17 protein-coding genes are annotated in these 18,754 nt (G+C 72.1%); 8 read left to right on the top strand and 9 right to left on the bottom strand.

From position 1 onward, the window contains the following. Window positions 1-49: 49 nt before the first annotated feature. Entirely contained in the window at window positions 50-1,087 is a 1,038-nt protein-coding gene (locus NHL53_RS02920; RefSeq protein ID WP_433774967.1) for an alanine racemase, read from the bottom strand. After that, window positions 1,084-1,716, bottom strand: a complete 633-nt coding sequence (locus NHL53_RS02915; RefSeq protein ID WP_433774966.1) for an alanine racemase C-terminal domain-containing protein — start codon at window positions 1,714-1,716, stop codon at window positions 1,084-1,086. The genes NHL53_RS02920 and NHL53_RS02915 overlap by 4 nt, the downstream gene beginning before the upstream one ends. 120 nt (window positions 1,717-1,836) lie before the next feature. Between NHL53_RS02915 and NHL53_RS02910 the strand changes: the two genes are divergently transcribed. After that, on the top strand, window positions 1,837-2,862 hold the full coding sequence (locus NHL53_RS02910) for a sugar-transfer associated ATP-grasp domain-containing protein (RefSeq protein ID WP_433774965.1): 1,026 nt from the start codon (window positions 1,837-1,839) through the stop codon (window positions 2,860-2,862). Window positions 2,863-2,922: 60 nt separating this feature from the next. Here the strand turns inward: NHL53_RS02910 and NHL53_RS02905 are convergent, their stop codons facing one another. The 3 genes from NHL53_RS02905 to NHL53_RS02895 form a co-directional block, all read right to left on the bottom strand. Next, a complete protein-coding gene (locus NHL53_RS02905; RefSeq protein WP_433774964.1) occupies window positions 2,923-3,615 on the bottom strand; it encodes a coenzyme F420-0:L-glutamate ligase in 693 nt (230 codons plus the stop codon). Then, window positions 3,615-4,910: an RNA polymerase sigma factor gene (locus tag NHL53_RS02900; RefSeq protein ID WP_433774963.1), complete on the bottom strand. Its 1,296-nt coding sequence runs from the start codon at window positions 4,908-4,910 to the stop codon at window positions 3,615-3,617. Before NHL53_RS02900 ends, NHL53_RS02905 begins: the two co-directional genes overlap by 1 nt. A 212-nt stretch (window positions 4,911-5,122) precedes the next feature. Beyond that, complete coding sequence (locus NHL53_RS02895) at window positions 5,123-6,067, bottom strand: proteasome assembly chaperone family protein (protein WP_433774962.1); 945 nt, start codon at window positions 6,065-6,067, stop codon at window positions 5,123-5,125. Window positions 6,068-6,153: 86 nt separating this feature from the next. On the opposite strand from NHL53_RS02895, the gene NHL53_RS02890 reads away from it, so the two are divergent. From NHL53_RS02890 to sucB, 3 genes are all read left to right on the top strand, one after another. Next, window positions 6,154-7,638, top strand: coding sequence for a leucyl aminopeptidase (locus tag NHL53_RS02890; RefSeq protein WP_433774961.1), 1,485 nt, complete (start codon window positions 6,154-6,156; stop codon window positions 7,636-7,638). Window positions 7,639-7,661: 23 nt separating this feature from the next. Then, window positions 7,662-9,068, top strand: a complete 1,407-nt coding sequence (lpdA, locus tag NHL53_RS02885; protein ID WP_433774960.1) for a dihydrolipoyl dehydrogenase — start codon at window positions 7,662-7,664, stop codon at window positions 9,066-9,068. Between the two features lie 77 nt (window positions 9,069-9,145). Continuing rightward, window positions 9,146-11,194, top strand: coding sequence for a 2-oxoglutarate dehydrogenase, E2 component, dihydrolipoamide succinyltransferase (gene sucB, locus NHL53_RS02880; protein WP_433774958.1), 2,049 nt, complete (start codon window positions 9,146-9,148; stop codon window positions 11,192-11,194). Here sucB and NHL53_RS02875 read toward each other — a convergent pair. Continuing rightward, the gene (locus NHL53_RS02875; protein WP_433774956.1) at window positions 11,145-12,551 is read right to left on the bottom strand and encodes a hypothetical protein; all 1,407 of its coding nucleotides are present in this window, start codon (window positions 12,549-12,551) and stop codon (window positions 11,145-11,147) included. The two genes, sucB and NHL53_RS02875, sit on opposite strands and share 50 nt — an antisense overlap. 135 nt (window positions 12,552-12,686) lie before the next feature. On the opposite strand from NHL53_RS02875, the gene NHL53_RS02870 reads away from it, so the two are divergent. Beyond that, a complete protein-coding gene (locus NHL53_RS02870; RefSeq protein ID WP_433774955.1) occupies window positions 12,687-13,397 on the top strand; it encodes a DUF4191 family protein in 711 nt (236 codons plus the stop codon). Between the two features lie 33 nt (window positions 13,398-13,430). On the opposite strand, the gene NHL53_RS02865 is transcribed toward NHL53_RS02870, so the two are convergent. Further along, the gene (locus NHL53_RS02865) at window positions 13,431-13,832 is read right to left on the bottom strand and encodes an RDD family protein (protein ID WP_433774954.1); all 402 of its coding nucleotides are present in this window, start codon (window positions 13,830-13,832) and stop codon (window positions 13,431-13,433) included. A gap of 160 nt (window positions 13,833-13,992) precedes the next feature. Between NHL53_RS02865 and glnA the strand changes: the two genes are divergently transcribed. Then, on the top strand, window positions 13,993-15,417 hold the full coding sequence (gene glnA / locus NHL53_RS02860; RefSeq protein ID WP_433774953.1) for a type I glutamate--ammonia ligase: 1,425 nt from the start codon (window positions 13,993-13,995) through the stop codon (window positions 15,415-15,417). 440 nt (window positions 15,418-15,857) lie between these two features. Further along, window positions 15,858-17,144 (top strand): PQQ-binding-like beta-propeller repeat protein, encoded by a 1,287-nt coding sequence (locus tag NHL53_RS02855; RefSeq protein ID WP_433774951.1) that lies wholly within the window; start codon window positions 15,858-15,860, stop codon window positions 17,142-17,144. A 134-nt stretch (window positions 17,145-17,278) separates the two neighbouring features. Here the strand turns inward: NHL53_RS02855 and NHL53_RS02850 are convergent, their stop codons facing one another. Beyond that, on the bottom strand, window positions 17,279-17,839 hold the full coding sequence (locus NHL53_RS02850) for a hypothetical protein (protein ID WP_433774949.1): 561 nt from the start codon (window positions 17,837-17,839) through the stop codon (window positions 17,279-17,281). 149 nt (window positions 17,840-17,988) lie between these two features. Between NHL53_RS02850 and NHL53_RS02845 the strand changes: the two genes are divergently transcribed. Next, window positions 17,989-18,621 (top strand): hypothetical protein, encoded by a 633-nt coding sequence (locus tag NHL53_RS02845; RefSeq protein WP_433774948.1) that lies wholly within the window; start codon window positions 17,989-17,991, stop codon window positions 18,619-18,621. On the opposite strand, the gene NHL53_RS02840 is transcribed toward NHL53_RS02845, so the two are convergent. Further along, window positions 18,618-18,746: a hypothetical protein gene (locus NHL53_RS02840; protein WP_433774946.1), complete on the bottom strand. Its 129-nt coding sequence runs from the start codon at window positions 18,744-18,746 to the stop codon at window positions 18,618-18,620. The genes NHL53_RS02845 and NHL53_RS02840 overlap by 4 nt on opposite strands. Between the last annotated feature and the right edge of the window lie 8 nt (window positions 18,747-18,754).

Here is an 18,754-nt window from a genome sequence, read left to right as displayed (position 1 = left end):
TGATCGGGCTGGCTCAGGACGCGCATCAGCTCGTGCTCATCCGCTCCCGTCAGATCGCGATCCGCGGGATCAGCGGGGACAGGCGCAGGAGCGGCTCCTCGCCGACCGTGCCGATGAGCTCTCCGAGGTCGGTCGGGGTGGGCTCCCCCCGCGTGCCGGGACCGAACACGATCACCTCGTCGCCGATCGCCGCCCCGTCCCACGCCCCGACCGTCGTCTCGAACGGCCCGATCTCGCGGACCGCGCGTCGACCGGCGGGCGTCGCGACGTGCGCCCGCCCCCCGAGCGCCGAGGGCAGTCCGTCCACGGCGCCGATGCCGATGCGCACCGCATCGGGGCCGACGCCTTCCACGCGCGCGACGAGCGACATCGCCGGCGCGATCCCCGGCAGATCGGGGCCGTCGGCGGAGCGCACGCCGTAGCAGAACGCGCCGATGCGCACGAGGTCGTACCGGAACTCCGGCCGATGCCACGCGGCGGCGCTCGCCGCGAGGTGGCGCACCTCGGGCTCCAGCGCCGCGCGCCGCGCGCGGCGGACGGCGTCGTCGAACACGGCGCGCGAGGCGTCGTCCTCGGCGTCGCTCGCCTCGGCGATGTGGCTCCAGAGGCCCACGACGCGGATCCGTCCCGCGCGCTCGTTGGCGCGAGCGCGCGCGCAGAACACGTCCCAGTGCTCGGGGCGCACCCCGTTGCGGTGCAGGCCGGTGTCGATCTTCAGGTGCACCGCGGCCGGGCGTCCCGTCCGCCCCGCGAGCGCCGCGATGCGCTCGAGGTAGCCGGCGTCGCCGACCCCCAGCTCCAGTCCCGAGCGCAGGGCGGCCTCCGCCTCCTCGTCCGGCACCGTCATCCAGGCGAGGACGCGCGCCCCCTCCCCCGCCGCGGCCTTCGCGCGCACGGCGCTCGGCACGTCGATGCCCCCGAACCACCGCGCGCCGGCGGCGAGACCGGCCGCGACGACGGTCTCGACCCCGAGGGCGTAGGCGTCGTCCTTGATGACGACGAGCGTCTCAGCGGGCGACATCCGCTCGCGGACCGCGCGGATGTTCGCCGTGAGGCGCTCCCGGTCGATGCGCAGCTCCGCGCTCATGCGCTCTCCTCCCTCGGGGCTCCCAGCCCCGCCATCGCGACGAGCTCCAGGGGCGTCCATCCGGTCGCGCGGGCCCACGCGTCGAGGAGGCCGGGCGCCTCCGGCCCGAAGAAGATCGCCTCGTCGCCCGGCTCGACCGGCGCATCGCCGATGTCGACGACGCACACGTCCATCGCGACGCGTCCGATGACGGGATGCTCCGCTCCCCCGATGAGCACCGACGCGCTTCCGCCGATCGCGCGCGGCACCCCCTGGGCGTAGCCCCCGGACACGAGGGCGACCGCGGTGTCGCGCTCCGCGCGGTGGAGGTAGCCGTACGAGACGCCGTCGCCGACGGCAAGGAGCTTGGTCTGCAGCACGGGAGCCGCGAGGGTCATGACGGGCGCCCCAGCGCCGGCCAGGCCGAAGACCGCGTCGAGGGGGATCGCCCTCCCCTGCGTCGCCCTCAGCCCGAGGCCCTCGACGCGGGCGACGTCGACGTCGTCCGCGCGCGCGTCGCGGATCCCCGCGGCGAGGGCCGCTCGCGCGACGGTCGCGAGGCCGTGGCCGCAGGCGTCCCGCCGCAGATCGACGGCCAGGCCGGATGAGGCGGCGGAGAGGAGGTTCGCGTCGAGAGCCGCCCGCGACACGCGTGCCCGCGGTGCGCTCCCACTCAGAGTCGAGACACCCACCCGACCTAGACTAGGGCGGGTTCGCGTGATGGAACCTGTGCGTCGCGCGCCCGACACCGTCCCCGACCCGGAGGATCCATGCCTGCCAACGGCCTCGCTCTCGGACCGAAGCTCCGCTATCTCGCGGAGCGCGCGCGCCGCATCGACATCGCCTCGGTGGTCGAGCGCGCGAAGGAGGTGCGCGACCAGCACGGCAAGGCCGTCCCCTCCGTCGTCTGGGACATGCTGTGGTCCGCGGCGAAGCACGACGTGGCCTTCCAGGACTACGTGGACTACGACTTCGCGATCCTCTCGCGCGACGAGCGGGAGACCTTCATGACGCATCCCGTGTCGATGCAGCTGGCGCAGCGGTACTCGCAGCCCGCGGGCCGCGCCGTCTTCGAGGACAAGATCGCCTTCAACCGCCGCTTCGACGCCTACATCGACCGCGAGTGGCTCGTCGTCACGCGCGACAACGCGAACGAGGTGCAGGCGTTCGTCGAGCGCCTCGGCACGGTCATCGCGAAGGTCCCCGTCAGCCACATGGGCCTCGGGGTGCGCCGCTACCACGCGCGGGACATCGACGACTGGGCGGCCTTCCACCGCCGTCTCGTCGACGGCGACGAGATGCTCCTCGAGGAGGTCATCGCGCAGCACGCCGACCTGTCCGCCGTCTGCCCCGGCACGGTGAACACGACCCGCATCGTCGCGTTCTTCGACGGCGTCGACGTGTCGATCCTGGCCGTCGCCCAGAAGTTCGGTCGCGGCGAGGTCAGCGACCAGATGTCGTACGGCGGCTTCTACACGATGCTCGACCCCGACACGGGGCACGCGATGAGCGCCGGATACGACTCGCACGGCCACGTGCACGAGACCCACCCCGACAGCGGGTTCCGCATCGCCGACTTCCAGCTGCCGCACTTCGACGAGGCGATCGCGCTCATCGATCGCGCCGCGCGCGAGGTCCCCGAGGTGCAGTACGCCGGCTGGGACGTCGTCGTCACCGACGAGGGCGCCGACCTCGTCGAGGGCAACTGGGGAGCGGGCGTCTACGAGAACAAGCCGAGCGTCTCCGGGATCCGCACGGGCCACAAGCCCCGCTACCGCGCCGCGATCGGCTTCTGACCCGCTCGCACGACGACGGCCCCCTCGAGATCGAGGGGGCCGTCGTCGTGCGCGGTGCGGTCAGAGCGACCGGATGATGCCCATGGGGGTGGACTGGTGTCCCTGCCCCAGAGGGTTGTCCTGGAGCACCTTCAGCAGGGCGCGCTCGGCGGTCTTGTCGAGCGTCGAGCCGAGGATGTTGCCGCCCAGGTCGTTGATGTCGACGACCGCGACGTCGCATCCGACGAGCTTCTTCACCTCGGCGGCCACCTCGCGGGGACGCTCGGGGCCGAGCACGACGGCGTCGTTGTAGGGCGGGATCGTGCCGGGCGTCGGTCCGTCGATCGCGCGCGCCTTGTCGCCGGCGATCCGGTAGAAGTCGCCGCTGCGGCCGAACAGCTTCGTCACCGCGGAGACGGCCGCCGCGAACAGGATCCGCAGCGTGCCGACCTCGCGCAGGGCGAACTCCATCGTCTCGGGGATGCCGAGTCCGATGCCGTAGGCCGTCTTCGTCACGTACTTCGAGAGGAAGCGCGCGAGGGGACGCGGCTGGATCTCGCTCATCATGTAGGAGCGGCCCTGCATGATCGCGACGATCTTCTCGGTGATGAACAGGAGATCGCCCTCCTGCACCTCGGACGCCGCGTAGCGCGTGACGACGTCCTCGAGCTTCTCGCCGGGCATGACGACGTGCGTGCGGATCGGGATCCGCTGGTACGCGACGCCGTCGACCTCCCGTTCGAGGGCCTTGCCCTCGTTCGCCTCGGCGCCCATCACTCGAGGTAGTCCCGGAGCGACTGCGAGCGACTGGGATGGCGCAGCTTGGCCATCGTCTTCGACTCGATCTGACGGATCCGCTCGCGCGTCACGCCGAACGTGTCGCCGATCTGGTCGAGCGTCTTGGGCTGTCCGTCGCCCAGGCCGAAGCGCATGCGGATCACGCCCGCCTCGCGCTCGGAGAGCGAGTCGAGGAGGCTCTCGAGCTGACGCTGCAGCATCGTGAAGCCCACCGCGTCGGCAGGGACGACCGCCTCGGTGTCCTCGATCAGGTCGCCGAACTCGCTGTCGCCGTCCTCGCCGAGGGGGGTGTGCAGCGAGATCGGCTCGCGACCGTACTTCTGCACCTCGACGACCTTCTCGGGCGTCATGTCGAGCTCCTTGGCGAGCTCCTCGGGCGTGGGCTCGCGGCCGAGATCCTGCAGCATCTGACGCTGCACGCGGGCGAGCTTGTTGATGACCTCGACCATGTGCACGGGGATGCGGATCGTGCGCGCCTGGTCGGCCATCGCGCGGGTGATCGCCTGGCGGATCCACCACGTCGCGTAGGTCGAGAACTTGAAGCCCTTGGTGTAGTCGAACTTCTCGACGGCGCGGATGAGGCCGAGGTTGCCCTCCTGGATGAGGTCGAGGAACTGCATCCCGCGACCTGTGTAGCGCTTCGCGAGCGACACGACCAGACGCAGGTTCGCGCCGAGCAGGTGGCTCTTGGCGCGCTTGCCGTCGCGGGAGACCCACTGGAGGTCGAGGCCGCGCTGCTCCGCCTTCTCGGCGGCGGACATGTGCGAGAGCTTCTCCTCCGCGAACAGACCGGCCTCGATGCGCATGGCGAGGTCGACCTCCTCGGCGGCGTTGAGGAGCGGCACCTTGCCGATCTGCTTCAGGTAGTCCTTGACGGGGTCGGCCGTGGCGCCCGTGATCTGCGTGGAGTAGACGGGGACGTCCTCCTCCTCGCTCGAGCTGATGACGATCGCGCCGGTCGGCAGAGGCTCGGTCGCCTCCTTCTTCGGCGCCTTCGTCTCCTCGGGCTCGTCGACCTCGGGGCTCGGCGCGTCGACGATCTCGTCGACGACGTCCTTCTTGCGGCGAGCGGTCGTCTTCTTGGCGGGAGCCTTCGCCGCAGGCTTCTTCGCCGCCGCGGCCTTCGCCGAGGTCGTCTTCTTCGCGGCGGTCTTCTTCTCGGTGGCAGCCTTCTTCGCAGCGGGCTTCGCGGCGGCGCCCGTGCGGGCAGCCGTCGTCGAAGCGGTCTCGTCGACCTCTTCGGTCTTCGTGGTCTTCGTGGCAGGGGTCACGTTTCGCCTTTCACCAGGGCCACCGCGCGCCAGCGCCCCGGGTGTGTTCGAGCACGATGAAGACCCTTGTCAAGTGCCGCCCCGGCGACGAGGAGGCGAGACAACGGGTCGTCTCGGTATTGTCTCACAGGTCGTCGCCGCTTCCGCACAGGGACGCGGCGACGCCCGCACCCTCTGTGCAACGCGCGCGAGCGGCTCGGCATTCCCGAGGATCAGAAGGGCGATCCGCCCTGCTTGTCGTCGTCGGCCGGCCGGGACGCGAGATAGCGCTCCAGCTCCGCCGCGAGCTCGTCGGCGCTCGGCAGGTCGCCCTCATCGAGGTCGCCGATCACGTCCTGGCCCGCGTGGTCCCGCTCCCCCGCCATGTACGCGTCGTACCGCCCCTCGAGCACGCCCACCATGCGGGCGAGCTCCTCGTTCTGGGCGATCTGTTCGTCGATGCGCGCCACGAACTCGCCGTTGCTCTCGCGAACCCGGTCGAGGTCGAACACCCGGCCGGTCGTCGCCATGAACCGATCGAGGACGAGCTGCGCCGTCGCGGGGTACTCCGTCTCCGCGAGGTAGTGCGGCACCAGCGCGACGAAGCCGGTGACGGGGTAGCCGTCCTCGGACAGGCGGAGCTCGAGGAGGTGGCCGATCGTCGCGGGGGCCTGAGTCGTGGGCTTCCACGCCGAGTGGGCGCGGATGAGCTCCTCGCGGGATCCGCTGACGGTCGTCGTGAGGGGGCGGGTGTGCGGCACGGGCATCGCGATCGCGTGCGCCCAGGTGAACGACGCGACGTCGAACGCGTCGGCGAGGTCGCGCACGGCGTCCGCGAACGCCTCCCACGCGTAGTCGGGCTCGTACCCCGACAGAAGGAGGAAGGGCTGCCCGAGGGCGTCGCGCACCAGCGACAGCTCGAGCCTCGGCGCGCGGATCTCCGAGATGTGGTCGCGGTCGAAGGTGAGGATCGGACGCCGCGCGCGGTAGTCGAGCAGGGCGTCGTTGCGGAACACCGCGACGGGCTGGGGATCCAGCTCCTCGCGCATGTACTCGACGGTCGATGCGACCGCGCCGCCGGCGTCGGTGAAGCCCGTCAGGAGGGCGACGAGGGGCAGGCGCGACGGCACGACGGGCGCGTTCGCGACGCGCTCGACGATGTCGGTGAACCGGGGCATCCTTCCATGCTACGAGGGTCCGGCGCGCGAGGGGCCGCTCCGCGCGGCTCGCGCCGCGGTCGACGGCGCGAACCTAGGATGGGGGCATGCCTCTTCCCGAACTCGCGATCACGCACGCCACGTTCCCGCACGAGGAGGCCGATGCCCTCGTCGTCGCCGTTCCTTCCCTCGAGGGATCCGCGGACGACATGCTCGGTCTCCGCCCCGCGCTCGACGCCATCGGCTTCACCGGCGCGAAGGGCTCCTTCGCCCGGGTCCACGCCCCGGAGGTCTCCTCCCTGCCCATCGCGGTCGCGGGGCTCGGATCGTCCGCCGACGCCGACGCGGTCCGCGAGGCGATCGGCGCCGGCGTGCGGCAGCTGACCGGGTTCGACTCGGTCGCCGTGCACGTCGCGGACGCCGTGGACGACGCGTGGCGTCCCGCCGCCGAGGGCGCGGCGCTCGGCGGATACGCGTTCGACGACTTCCGGAGCGACGACGCCGACGCGAAGGCCAAGCGCCGCCGCGCGTCCCGCGTGCTCGTCGGGGCGCCGGCCCACGTGTCCGATGCCGACCTCGAGACGGCTCGGGTGCACGCCGAGGCCGTCGCGCTCGTGAAGGATCTCGTCTCGACGCCCGCCGACAGGCAGAGCCCCGCTCAGCTCGCGGCGACGGCCGAGTCGGCCGCCAAGGGCCTTCCGATCCAGGTGACCGTCTGGGACGAGAAGGACCTCGCCGACGGCGGCTTCGGCGGCATCCTCGGCGTGGGCCAGGGCTCCGACCGCCCGCCGCGCCTCGTGCGCCTGGACTACGCCCCGGCGGGCGCCGAGCGCCACGTCGCCCTCGTCGGCAAGGGCATCACGTTCGACACCGGCGGCCTGTCGCTCAAGCCGGCGGCGTCGATGGTGGGCATGCAGGAGGACATGACGGGCGCGGCCGAGGTGCTCGCCGTCGTCCGCGCGGCCGCGCAGCTCGGCCTGCCGACGCGCGTCACCGCGTGGATGTGCATCGCCGACAACATGCCGTCCGGTCGCGCCACGCGCCCCGGCGACGTGCTCACGATGGCCGACGGCACGACCGTCGAGGTCACCAACACCGACGCGGAGGGGCGCCTCGTCCTCGCCGACGGGCTCGTGGCCGCGAGCCGCGAGACCCCGGACGTGATCGTCGACGTCGCGACGCTGACCGGCGCGATGGTGGTCGCGCTCGGCACGCGGTACACGGGCGTCATGGGATCCGACGAGGCCGTCGACGCCTTCCTGCGCTCGGCCGACCGCACCGGCGAGCCGGCCTGGGCCCTCCCCCTCCCCGAGTACATCGAGGAGGAGCTGCGCTCCCGCGTCGCCGACATGCAGAACGCGAACGTGGGCAACCGCGCGGCGGGCTCGCTGTACGCCGGCCTGTTCCTGCGCCGGTTCGTCGGCCGGGTCGACGGGGATCCCGAGGGCGAGCGCATCCCGTGGGCCCACCTCGACATCGCGGGCTCGTCGATGAGCACCTCCTCCGCCTGGGGCTTCACGGACAAGGGCCCCACGGGCGCGTCGACGCGCGCGCTCATCGACTTCGTCGCCGCGGGCGGACAGGTCGCCTGAGCGCGACCGGGGAGGACAGAGCCGTGGCCACACGCGAATTCGATCTCGTCGTCCTCGGCGGCGGCAGCGCCGGCTATGCGGCCGCGCTCCGCGCCGCGGAGCTGGGCGACTCCGTCGCCGTCGTCGAGCGCGACGCGGTCGGAGGCACCTGCCTGCACCGCGGATGCGTTCCGACGAAGGCGCTCCTGCACACCGCGGAGGTGGCGGACGCCGTCCGCCACGCCGCGGCGGTCGGGGTGCACGCGACGCTCGACGGCGTGGACCCCGCATCGGCGCTCGCCTGGCGGCGGAAGCTCGTCGAGGGCAAGCATCGCGGGCTGCGCTCCCTCCTGTCGGCCCGCGGCGTCGAGGTGGTTTCGGGCGAAGGACGCCTCTTGACGGGTGACGGCTCCCCGGCGATCGCCGTGGGAGACGACCTGCTCGTCGGGCGCGACGTCGTCCTCGCGACGGGGGCCGCCAGCCGCGCTCTCCCCGGCGTCGCCTTCGGTCCGCGCGTCATGGACTCGGAGGGCGCCCTCGCCCTCGAGCGCGTCCCCGACCGGGCGGTCGTGATCGGCGGGGGCGTCATCGGCGTCGAGTTCGCGAGCGCCTGGCGCTCCCTCGGGGCCGAGGTCGTCATCGTCGAGGCGGCGGAGACCCTCGTCCCGAACGAGGATCCCGCCGTGCGCGACGCCCTGCTGAAGGCGCTGCGCCGACGGGGGATCCGCGTCGAGCTGTCCGCGCCGGTCTCCGGCGTCTCCGAGACGGCCGACGGCGCGTCGGTGACGATCGGACGCGACGACGCGAGCGAGGTGCTCGACGCCGACACCGTGCTCGTGGCGATCGGCCGCGTTCCCGCGACGGCCGGCATCGGGCTCGACGAGGCGGGCATCGCCCTCGAGGGCCCCTTCGTCTCCGTCGACGCGGAGCTCCGCACGCCGGCCGCGCATGTCTGGGCGGCCGGCGATCTCGTGTCGGGCCCCCAGCTCGCGCATCGGGGGTTCCGCCACGGCCTGTTCATCGCGGAGCGCATCCACGATCTGCCCGTCTCGCCGCTCGACGACGCTCTCGTCCCGCGCGTGACCTACGCGACGCCGGAGATCGCATCGGTCGGCCTCACGGAGCCGCAGGCGGCGGAGCGCTTCGGCGCCGACGCCGTCCGGACCGTCGAGGTGCCGCTCGCGAGCAACGCCAAGTCCGAGATCGTCTCCGCGGGCTCCGATGTCCGCGGCGGATTCGCGAAGGTCGTCCGGCGCGTCGACGGCCCCGTGCTCGGCGTGCACCTCGTCGGCCCCCGGGTCGGCGAGCTCGTGACGGAGGGGCAGCTCGCGGTCGCGTGGGAGGCCACGCCCGACGATCTCACGCCGCTCGTCCACGCGCACCCCTCGCAGAGCGAGGTGCTGGGCGAGGCGTTCCTCGCGCTCGCCGGCTCCCCCCTCCACACGCTCTGAGCGTCGCCCGGGCGCGAACGCGCGCCCATCCCCTAAGCTGATTCACGCATTCACACCTTTTTTAAGGAGACTCGATTATGAGCACTTCCGTTGTCCTCCCCGCTCTCGGCGAGAGCGTCACCGAGGGAACGGTCACCCGCTGGCTCAAGCAGGTGGGCGACACCATCGAGGTCGATGAGCCTCTGCTCGAGGTCTCGACCGACAAGGTCGACACCGAGATCCCCTCGCCCGTCGCCGGTGTGCTCGAGGCCATCCTCGTGCAGGAGGACGAGACCGCCGAGGTCGGGGCCGAGCTGGCGAAGGTCGGCGACGGCTCGGGCTCTTCGGAGGCTCCCGCCGCCCCGGCGCAGACCGCTCCCGCCGCGGAGGAGTCCGCGGCTCCTGCCGCCGAGGCTCCCGCGGCTGAGACGCCCGCCGCTGAGGCGCCTGCGTCGTCGGGCGACGCGACCGACGTCGTGCTCCCCGAGCTCGGCGAGTCCGTCACCGAGGGCACCGTGACCCGCTGGCTCAAGCAGGTCGGCGACACCGTCGACGTCGACGAGCCCCTCCTCGAGATCTCCACCGACAAGGTCGACACCGAGGTCCCGTCGCCCGTCGCCGGAACCGTGCTCGAGCTCCTCGCCGCAGAGGACGACACCGTCGAGGTCGGCGGCGTCCTCGCCCGCGTCGGCAGCGGATCCCCCGCCGCCGCACCCGAGGCACCCGCCGAGACCCCCGCACCCGCGGCCGAGAAGCCCGCAGAGCCCGCCGCCCCCGAGGCCGCGCCGGCACCCGCCGCTGAGGCGCCTGCGTCGTCGGGCGACGCGACCGACGTCGTGCTCCCCGAGCTCGGCGAGTCCGTCACCGAGGGCACCGTGACCCGCTGGCTCAAGCAGGTCGGCGACACCGTCGACGTCGACGAGCCCCTCCTCGAGATCTCCACCGACAAGGTCGACACCGAGGTCCCGTCGCCCGTCGCCGGAACCGTGCTCGAGCTCCTCGCCGCAGAGGACGACACCGTCGAGGTCGGCGGCGTCCTCGCCCGCGTCGGCAGCGGATCCCCCGCCGCCGCACCCGAGGCACCCGCCGAGAAGCCCGCGGAACCCGCCGCGGAGAAGCCCGCCGCACCGGCACCCGCCCCCGAGAAGCCCGCCGCTCCCGCGGCAGCGCCCGCCGCGCCCGCGCAGGCGGCCCCGCAGGCCGCGGCTCCCGCAGAGGGGCAGAAGCAGTACGTGACGCCGCTCGTGCGCAAGCTCGCGACTCAGCACGGCGTCGACCTCGCCTCCGTCACGGGGACGGGCGTCGGCGGACGCATCCGCAAGGAGGACGTCCTGAACGCCGCGAAGAGCGGCGCCCCGGCGGCCTCGTCCGTGGCCGCGTCCGCACCGGCCCCCGCCGCGTCGGGCCCGCAGACGATCCTCGAGACCTCGTCGCTGCGCGGCACGACGCAGCCGATGAGCCGCCTGCGCAAGGTCGTCTCGTCGCGTGCGGTCGAGTCGCTCAACACGACGGCGCAGCTCACGACCATCGTCGAGGTCGACGTCACGAAGCTCGCGGCGTTCCGCGATGCGAAGAAGGCCGAGTTCCTGGAGAAGACGGGCAACAAGCTCTCGTTCCTGCCCTTCTTCTCGCTCGCCGCGGTCGAGGCCCTCAAGGCCTACCCGGTGATCAATTCGACCCTCGACGGCGACAGCATCGTCTACCCCGAGACCGAGAACCTCTCGATCGCGGTCGACACCGAGAAGGGCCTGTTCACGCCGGTCCTCCGCGACGCGTCGTCGAAGAACCTCTCGGAGATCGCGGCCGGCATCGCCGACCTCGCCTCCCGCACGCGGGACAGCAAGCTGAAGCCCGACGACCTCGCCGGCGGCACCTTCACGATCACGAACACGGGATCGCGCGGTGCGCTGTTCGACACCCCGCTCGTGTTCCTCCCCCAGTCGGCGATCCTCGGCACGGGCATCGTGTTCAAGCGCCCCGGTGTCGTGAAGGTCGACGGCGTGGAGGCCATCGGCATCCGCTCGTACGTGTACCTCGCGCTCTCGTACGACCACCGGACGATCGACGGCGCCGACGCGGCCCGCTACCTGTCGGCGGTCAAGGCGCGCCTGGAGGAGGCGGAGTTCGCCGGGAACCTCGGCATCTGATCCCTCCGATCGGCGCGAAGGGGCCGGGAGACGCGACGCGTCGCCCGGCCCCTTCGGCGTCCGCGGCGCGGAGCGCCCAGCCGTCGTCCGTCCTCTCGACGGCGGCGAACCGGGGTTCGACGCCCTCCTCCTCGATGCGGATGACCACGATGTCTCCGAGGTCTTCGACGAACGCCACCTCCCGCGTCGGGCACTCCTCGGCGCAGTCGTCGGCGGCGGCGAGCAGACGCTCCGCCTCCGCGATCGGATCCGCCTCCTCGCTGACGGGAGCCCCGCCGTCGGCCGGCGCACGCTCGGCCGCATCACCCGCCGCCTCCTCGGAAGGAGGCGGCGGCTCCGCGCTCGTCCCCTCGTCCCCGACCCCGCGCGTCACGGACGCTCCCTCGCCCGCGGCGCGGGGCGGGCTCTCGCCTCCCGGCCACAGCAGCCCACCCGCGAGCACCGCGAGCCCGGCGACCAGGCCGACCGCGGCCCGGCGGCCTCGGCGGGGCGGCCGCTCCGGCGTGGGAGCATCCGCCGGGCCATTCGCGCGCCTGGCCTCCCTCCGGTCTCGCCGCGCACGCCACCGGGCGAGGAGGGGCCCCGCCGCATCGACGACGAGGTCCGCGATCCGGCCGTCGACGTGACGGACGAGGAGCGCCCGCCAGCCGGCGCCGTCGCCCTCGTCGGCCTCGGTCCGCTCCACCCCCTCCCGCACGACCGTCGGGCGCTCTCCCCCGACGGCGATCGGCTGCGGCGCGGCCGCGTCGAACAGGAGGCTCTCGAGCTCGGCGGCGCGGCGGGGGATGCTCCGGGGACGGGCGAGCGCCTCGCGCACCTCGGAGAGCACCCGCACGACGTGCCGATCGCCGCACCCCTGCGCGACCGCCTCCAGCAGCAGCCTCGTCGCCTCGACGACCGGCTTCCCCTCGGACGACCCGGGGAGCCGATGGACGAAGATCGGGCGCCCGTCGCACGTCAGCCACCACTCCCCTGGCTCGTCTCCGACATCCGACGCTTCCTCCACGCCGCGCAGCGCAGCGACGGCGAGGGTCACCGCCTCTCCGCGCGCCCACGCCTCGCCTGCGGCCGCACGGCGCCCGCAGACCGCGTCGAGGCGCTCCGCGAGATCGTCGAGCACGACGTCGTGCCCCTCCGCCCGACGCACGATGTCGCGCGGGGCGAGGACGTGCTGCGCGTCGGGGCAGCGCCACCCCGCCCAGTCGACGAGAGCCTCCGCATCGGCGAGGAGCACCGGCTCGTCCGCGAGCGTCGCGCGCACGAGGAGGCCATCCGCCGCGTGCTCCGAGAAGCGGCGGATCGCCCGCACCGGCTCGTCGAGGCGGATGTCCTTCGGCTGGGCGATCGTCGCGGTCATGACGACAGCATCCCGACTCCGGAGAGCTCGCGCGGCGACCGCCTCTCGGTTTCGGGACGGATCCGGAGGATCCTCGCCTGTGGATGCGAGGTCGGCGCGCAGGAGGAGGCGCGGCGCGGCCGGTAAGCTGGTGACATGGCACCACGCACGTCCGAGCCCGAGAAGCGCCCCGGATTCTTCCGCACCATCAAGAGCCTCTTCACGTTCACGCGCGAGGCCTACCCCTGGCTCGCCTGGGTGCTGCCGCTCATCGTCGTCGCGGGCATCGGCGTCGGCATCGGCATCGCCCTGCTCACGGGCCAGCCCTGGTGGGGCTACATCATCTGGGGCATCTTCGGCATCATGCTGGGCTTCATCGCCTCGATGCTGCTCATGAACCGCCTCGCGACGAAGGCGATGTACCGCCGGATCGACGGCATGCCGGGCGGCGCGGGGCACGTCGTCGGCAACATGCTCGGCCGTCGCTGGCGCGGCGAGGAGATGCCGGTCGCGGTCAACCCGAAGACGCAGGACGCCGTCTACCGCGCGGTCGGCCGCGGCGGGGTCGTCCTCGTCGGCGAGGGATCGCGTAAGCAGATCGAGAAGCTCGTCAAGAAGGAGAAGACCACCGTCCTCCGCATCACCCACGGCGCCGTGCCCGTCACGGTGCTGCACGTCGGACACGGCGAGGACGACGTGCGGATCTCTCAGCTGGCGCGCACGATCAAGAAGCTGCCCAAGGTCGTCGACCGCGCCGGGATGACGCAGCTGGTCGCGCGCACCGAGTCGCTCCAGCACGGCGTCGCCTCGCTGCCGATCCCGAAGGGCATCGACCCCACGCGCGTCCGGGCTCCCAAGCCCCGCTGACCCGCGTCGTCCGCAGGCCTCCGCGACCGATCCTCAGCCCCGCACCACCACGGTGTCGGCGAGGAGGTCGTGGAGGCCTCGCTGGTTCTCGTCCCAGATCGCGGCCGGGATCACGAGGGCGAGCAGCGCGGAGCGGACGAGCGGCCGCCACAGCCCGTTGCGCTCGCCGGTGCGGCGCACGACGCGCAGCCCCCAGATCCGGTGTCCCGGGCTGCCGGCGGCCGTCGCGATGAACACCGTGTGGATGACGACGAGGAGCAGCGGCATCGACCACCACGCGTAGTCGAAGAACGTCACCGACAGCAGCACGATCGCCGCCCAGTCGGTCGCGATCGCTCCGACGCGCCGCGAGACGGAGGCGACGCTCCCCGGCCCCGAACGGGGCCGTCCGAGGGACTTCCCGGGGTAGTCGTAATCGCGCTCGTCCGATGTCACGCGTCCAGCCTATGGGCGCGCGCCGCCGGGGCCCGCGGCGGGCTCGCATGTAACATTCAGGAAACACACGAGACACGACAGGGCAATCGCCCCTGCCTACCCTGTGAGCAGCTGACCGCTCGCGGGACAGCGCCCGAAGTCCCATACGTCTGGAGCCTCCATGTTCAAAGATCCGTCCGACGTGCTGAAGTTCATTCAGGACGAGGATGTCAAGTTCGTCGACATCCGGTTCACCGACCTCCCCGGTGTGCAGCAGCACTTCAACGTCCCGGCGTCGACGGTCGATGAGGACTTCTTCGTCAACGGCCAGCTCTTCGACGGATCCTCGATCCGCGGCTTCGCGAGCATCAACGAGTCGGACATGCAGCTCATCCCGGACGTGACGACCGCGTACGTCGACCCGTTCCGCCAGCACAAGACCCTCGTGATGGTCTTCGACATCTACAACCCGCGCAACGGCGAGATCTACGACCGCGATCCGCGCCAGGTGGCCAAGAAGGCCGAGAAGTACCTCGCGTCGACGGGCATCGCCGACACCGCCTTCTTCGCCCCCGAGGCCGAGTTCTTCGTCTTCGACGACGTGCGCTACGAGGTCTCGGCCGGAAAGAGCTTCTACTCCGTGGACTCGGAGGAGGCCGTCTGGAACTCCGGGCGCGAGGAGGAGGGCGGCAACCTCGCGAACAAGACCCCGCACAAGGGCGGCTACTTCCCCGTCTCCCCCGTCGACAAGCAGGCGGACCTGCGCGACGACATCTGCCTCCGTCTCGCCGACGCGGGCCTCGAGCTCGAGCGCTCGCACCACGAGGTCGGCACGGCCGGCCAGGCGGAGATCAACTACCGCTTCGACACGATGGTGCACGCGGCCGACGACATCCTGAAGTTCAAGTACATCGTCAAGAACACGGCCGAGGAGTGGGGCAAGACGGCGACGTTCATGCCGAAGCCCGTCTTCGGCGACAACGGCTCGGGCATGCACACGCACCAGTCGCTCTGGCTCGACGGCGAGCCGCTGTTCTACGACGAGCAGGGCTACGGCCAGCTCAGCGACGTCGCGCGCTGGTACATCGGCGGGATCCTCGAGCACGCCCCAGCGCTGCTCGCGTTCACGAACCCCACGCTCAACAGCTATCACCGCCTGGTGAAGGGCTTCGAGGCGCCGATCAACCTCGTCTACTCGGCGGGCAACCGCTCGGCGGCGATCCGCATCCCGATCACGGGCTCGAACCCGAAGGCGAAGCGCATCGAGTTCCGCGCCCCCGACGCCTCGGGCAACCCGTATCTGGCCTTCGCCGCGCAGCTGATGGCGGGCCTCGACGGCATCCGCAACCGCATCGAGCCGCTCGAGCCGATCGACAAGGACCTCTACGAGCTCCCGCCGGAGGAGGCGAAGGGCATCCCGCAGCTCCCGACGAGCCTGTCGGCGGCGCTGGAGGCGCTCCGCGACGACCACGCGTTCCTCCTCGAGGGCGGCGTGTTCACGCAGGACCTCATCGACACCTGGATCGACTACAAGTACGACAACGAGATCCTCCCGATGGCGCAGCGCCCCCACCCGTACGAGTTCGAGCTCTACTACGGGGTGTAACCGCCCCAGCGTGGCCTCCACCACCTGATTCGGCCCGGATCTCCGGGCTTTCCGGAGGCACGAACGCATGCGGCGTTCTCACTCGAGAGCCCTCGGGTGCCCGCTTCCGTCCGCTTCGCGGGCCGAAGCGGGCCACGGGGGCTCTTCTGGTCGCCGTCTCCGGAGCCTCGCTCCGGTGCTCTCCGCCGAGACGCGGCGGCGCGTCCGAGGAGCTCGCGCACGCCGTCCGCGTGATCGAGCCGCAGCCGACGCAGCCCGCGGAGCCGGAGACGCCGGCGCTGTTCCGGCGAACGCGACCGGTCCCCGGCACGACGACGTCGTCCTCGTCGGAGCTCTGCCCGCCGTTCGCCTCCGACGTCATTCCGCGGCTTCGGACGAACGCCTCCTGCGCGGGCGCAGAGGACGATTAAGCTGGCGGCGGAGGCGGAGAGGGGATGCGCGTGCGTCGATTCGCGGCGGTCGGCCTGCTGACGGTCGGCCTGATGCTGGCAGGGTGCGGAGCCCCGTCGGAACCCGAGCCCGTGCGCACCGATGACGCACCCGCGCCCGACGAGGGGCGGGAACTGCCTGGCCTCGCCGTCGGCGAGACGCAGATCGGCGACGAAGGCGAGTATCGCGAGTCGCTGCTGGGCGCGGTGGGGCTCGAGGACGGGCGCCTCGTCGTGTCGTCGTTCTCGACCGACGACGGCGAGGAGCTGGACGCGTACGACAGCGCCACCGGCGAGCTGTCGTGGCAGCTCACGGCGTCCGAGACCGAACATCTCGTGTCCAGCGCCGGTCTCGGCGAAGGACGCCTGGACTTCTCCTCGGTGGTCGTCGGACCGGAAAGCGTCTTCGTCGGATACGACGCGACCCGCTGCGGCGATGCCGCGGGGGACGAGTGCGCGGACGGGGAGGACGAGGGCGCCCGCCAGTCGGGTGTCGTCGCGCTCGATCCCGCGGACGGCACTCCGCTCTGGGGTGCGCCGGTGGTTCCGGATCACGTGGACGGCATCATCGATCGCACCGCGTCGATCGACGTGGTCGACGCCTCGGCGGAGGTGGTGCTCGCGAACGTGCGCGGGGAGGGAAGCGAGGACGGCGAGCGCGTCGATGTCGCCGTCGGCCTCGATTCCCGCACCGGGCATGTGCTGTGGGCGCAGCAGGATCTCGTGGCGGCCTTCGTGGAAGGCGACGTCGTCGGGGTCTCGTCCGGTTCGCCCTCCTCGCCGGAGGACGCGGTGCTGGGCGGGCTCGATGCCGGCAGCGGGGAGCGCCTGTGGACGGTCGGCGACGGGGAGACGGGCATGTGGGCGGTCGACGGGCACCCCCGGGATCGGCTCGCCGCGGCCTTCCTCCCGGCAGGCGAGCTGATCGACCTGCATACGGGGGAGATCATCACGGCGCCGAACGCTCCGAAGCCGATGCTCCCGCAGTTCGGCCGGGCCGAGGGCGGTGCATTCGCCGCCTGGGCCGCTGAAGACGACGCCACGGTCCTCTACTCGGTCGACGACGGGGGCGAGGTGATCCGGGGCGGGACCGCGCTCGAGAACGGGATCGTGCAGGCCGCAGGCGATGACGGTTACATCTGGGTCGCCTCCGACGACCGGAAGACGAGCGTCGCGGTCGACCGCACCGGCGCCGTCCGCTCCGAGCCCCTGGCCGGAAGGCTGCTCGCCCTGGCCGAAGGCATCGTCGTCACCATCTCCGACGACACCATCCGCCTCCGCCCGTATGCCGCCGACTGATCCGGCGCCGGAGGCGCTGCGCTCAGGCGAGACCCCCGGCACAGAGGCGGAGGGACGGGCGCAGCCGGCCGCCACCTGGCGACGCGGCATCCGGTGCGCGCGAGCCGTCCGCCGACGGGGTCTGCGCGGGAGACCTATCTCGGACCGCGGCTCGTGTTCGGCGGGAGCGCCCGCAGCTGGTCGTAGAGCGACTGGCGACGCGTGACCTTGACGGCGATGTTCTCGAGCATCGTCCGGCCTCCCTTGTCGACCGTGTCGAGATCCAGGCGTCCCGAGTCGATCAGCGCCGTGTAGAAGGGCTGCAGGGTCTGGTCGGTGTACTTGAAGGCGGCGGCCAGGGTGGCCAGCGGCGATCCGAACCTGGCGGAGACGAGGTTCGGGTCGGCTCCGCAGTCCATCAGCCTCGTCGCCAGCACGCCCTCGGCCGCGAAATCGTGCGGCTCGTGGCTGAACAGGATGTGCAGCGCGCCGACTCGGTCGCGTCCCAGCACGAATCCCGCGTCAGCGCCCCGGTCGAGCAGCAGGTGAGCGATCGCCAGCCGGTCTGCGGGAGACCGGTTCTGGAGTGCGAGGGCGAGCGCCGGTCGGTGGCCGTCCGTCCACGAGGCCGCTTCGCCCGGATCGAGCATCTGGACGACCTCATCGACGGTCCCCCGCTCCAGAGCCGCACGCACGTCGCTCGGATCCGAAGACATCACCTTCCCCTCTCGCTCCACGCAGGGCATCGACCGCATCATCGCGGAGGCGTCCCTCGGACGCATCCGCGCCCCCTGCTCCCACTGTACAAGCGGGCGCCGCTGGTCGCCGGTGACGCGGAATGCGCGCGACGAATAGGATCTGCGCCATGGTCGAGATGCGGATCACCGAGGAGAATCGTCGGCACATCATCCGGATGAACCGGCAGCTCTCGTGGGCCGCCCTGCCCCTGCTCGCCATCCCCGGCCCGCTCCTGGCGCTTGCCGGCTACCCCCGCGCATGGCCCATCGTGTTCGCCTGCTGCGTCGCACTCGCGCTGCTGCTCCTGCTCTCCATCCTCCTGGCCGTCCCGAGGCTGGTCGCGCGGCAGCGGATCGTCTTCGGCGAGGGCGGCTACACGGTGACCGGCTGGTTCGCCACGCGGAGACTGGTCGCCTCCGACGTCACGCGGGCGGCGATGATCGATCGCCTGGCGCTCGGGGTCGGAGCATCTGCCCACCACCTCGTGCTCGCCGGGAACCGCCGACGGCTGCTCTCGCTCGTCGGGCAGATGTGGACGTACGAGCAGATGTCCGCGCTGGCGACCGACCTGACCCGGCGAGGCATCCCCGTCACCCACTTCGTCGAACCGACGACGGCGGCACACGTCCGTGCCGTCGACCACCGGTTCATGCCGTGGCGGTACGCGCACCCCCTCGCGTTCGCGCTCCTGCTGACCGCCGCGATCGTGCTGGTCGTCACGGTCGCCGTCGTCGCGATCATCGTCGCTCCGAACCGCTAGACGCGCAGCGCCGCCGTCAGCGCGAACAGATCCGCCATGCCGGCGGGCTTCAGAACCGCGACGTCCGTGCCCGGGGAACCGAGAGATCTGCGGGGCTCATCGATGGCCGCGTCGAACCCGGCCATGGCTCGGC

The organism is Microbacterium sp. gxy059 (genome assembly GCF_050958665.1).
Classification (GTDB): domain Bacteria; phylum Actinomycetota; class Actinomycetes; order Actinomycetales; family Microbacteriaceae; genus Microbacterium.
This window is presented reverse-complemented; position numbering and strand designations above follow the sequence as displayed.

Excerpts from the sequence above, each read along its gene's own strand:
- NHL53_RS02920 (WP_433774967.1), bottom strand. The coding sequence starts at position 1,087 with ATGAGCGCGGAGCTGCGCATCGACCGGGAGCGCCTCACGGCGAACATC.
- NHL53_RS02910 (WP_433774965.1), top strand. The coding sequence starts at position 1,837 with ATGCCTGCCAACGGCCTCGCTCTCGGACCGAAGCTCCGCTATCTCGCG.
- NHL53_RS02905 (WP_433774964.1), bottom strand. The coding sequence starts at position 3,615 with ATGGGCGCCGAGGCGAACGAGGGCAAGGCCCTCGAACGGGAGGTCGAC.
- NHL53_RS02895 (WP_433774962.1), bottom strand. The coding sequence starts at position 6,067 with ATGCCCCGGTTCACCGACATCGTCGAGCGCGTCGCGAACGCGCCCGTC.
- NHL53_RS02890 (WP_433774961.1), top strand. The coding sequence starts at position 6,154 with ATGCCTCTTCCCGAACTCGCGATCACGCACGCCACGTTCCCGCACGAG.
- sucB (WP_433774958.1), top strand. The coding sequence starts at position 9,146 with ATGAGCACTTCCGTTGTCCTCCCCGCTCTCGGCGAGAGCGTCACCGAG.
- NHL53_RS02875 (WP_433774956.1), bottom strand. The coding sequence starts at position 12,551 with ATGACCGCGACGATCGCCCAGCCGAAGGACATCCGCCTCGACGAGCCG.
- NHL53_RS02870 (WP_433774955.1), top strand. The coding sequence starts at position 12,687 with ATGGCACCACGCACGTCCGAGCCCGAGAAGCGCCCCGGATTCTTCCGC.
- glnA (WP_433774953.1), top strand. The coding sequence starts at position 13,993 with ATGTTCAAAGATCCGTCCGACGTGCTGAAGTTCATTCAGGACGAGGAT.
- NHL53_RS02850 (WP_433774949.1), bottom strand. The coding sequence starts at position 17,839 with ATGTCTTCGGATCCGAGCGACGTGCGTGCGGCTCTGGAGCGGGGGACC.
- NHL53_RS02845 (WP_433774948.1), top strand. The coding sequence starts at position 17,989 with ATGGTCGAGATGCGGATCACCGAGGAGAATCGTCGGCACATCATCCGG.
- NHL53_RS02840 (WP_433774946.1), bottom strand. The coding sequence starts at position 18,746 with ATGGCCGGGTTCGACGCGGCCATCGATGAGCCCCGCAGATCTCTCGGT.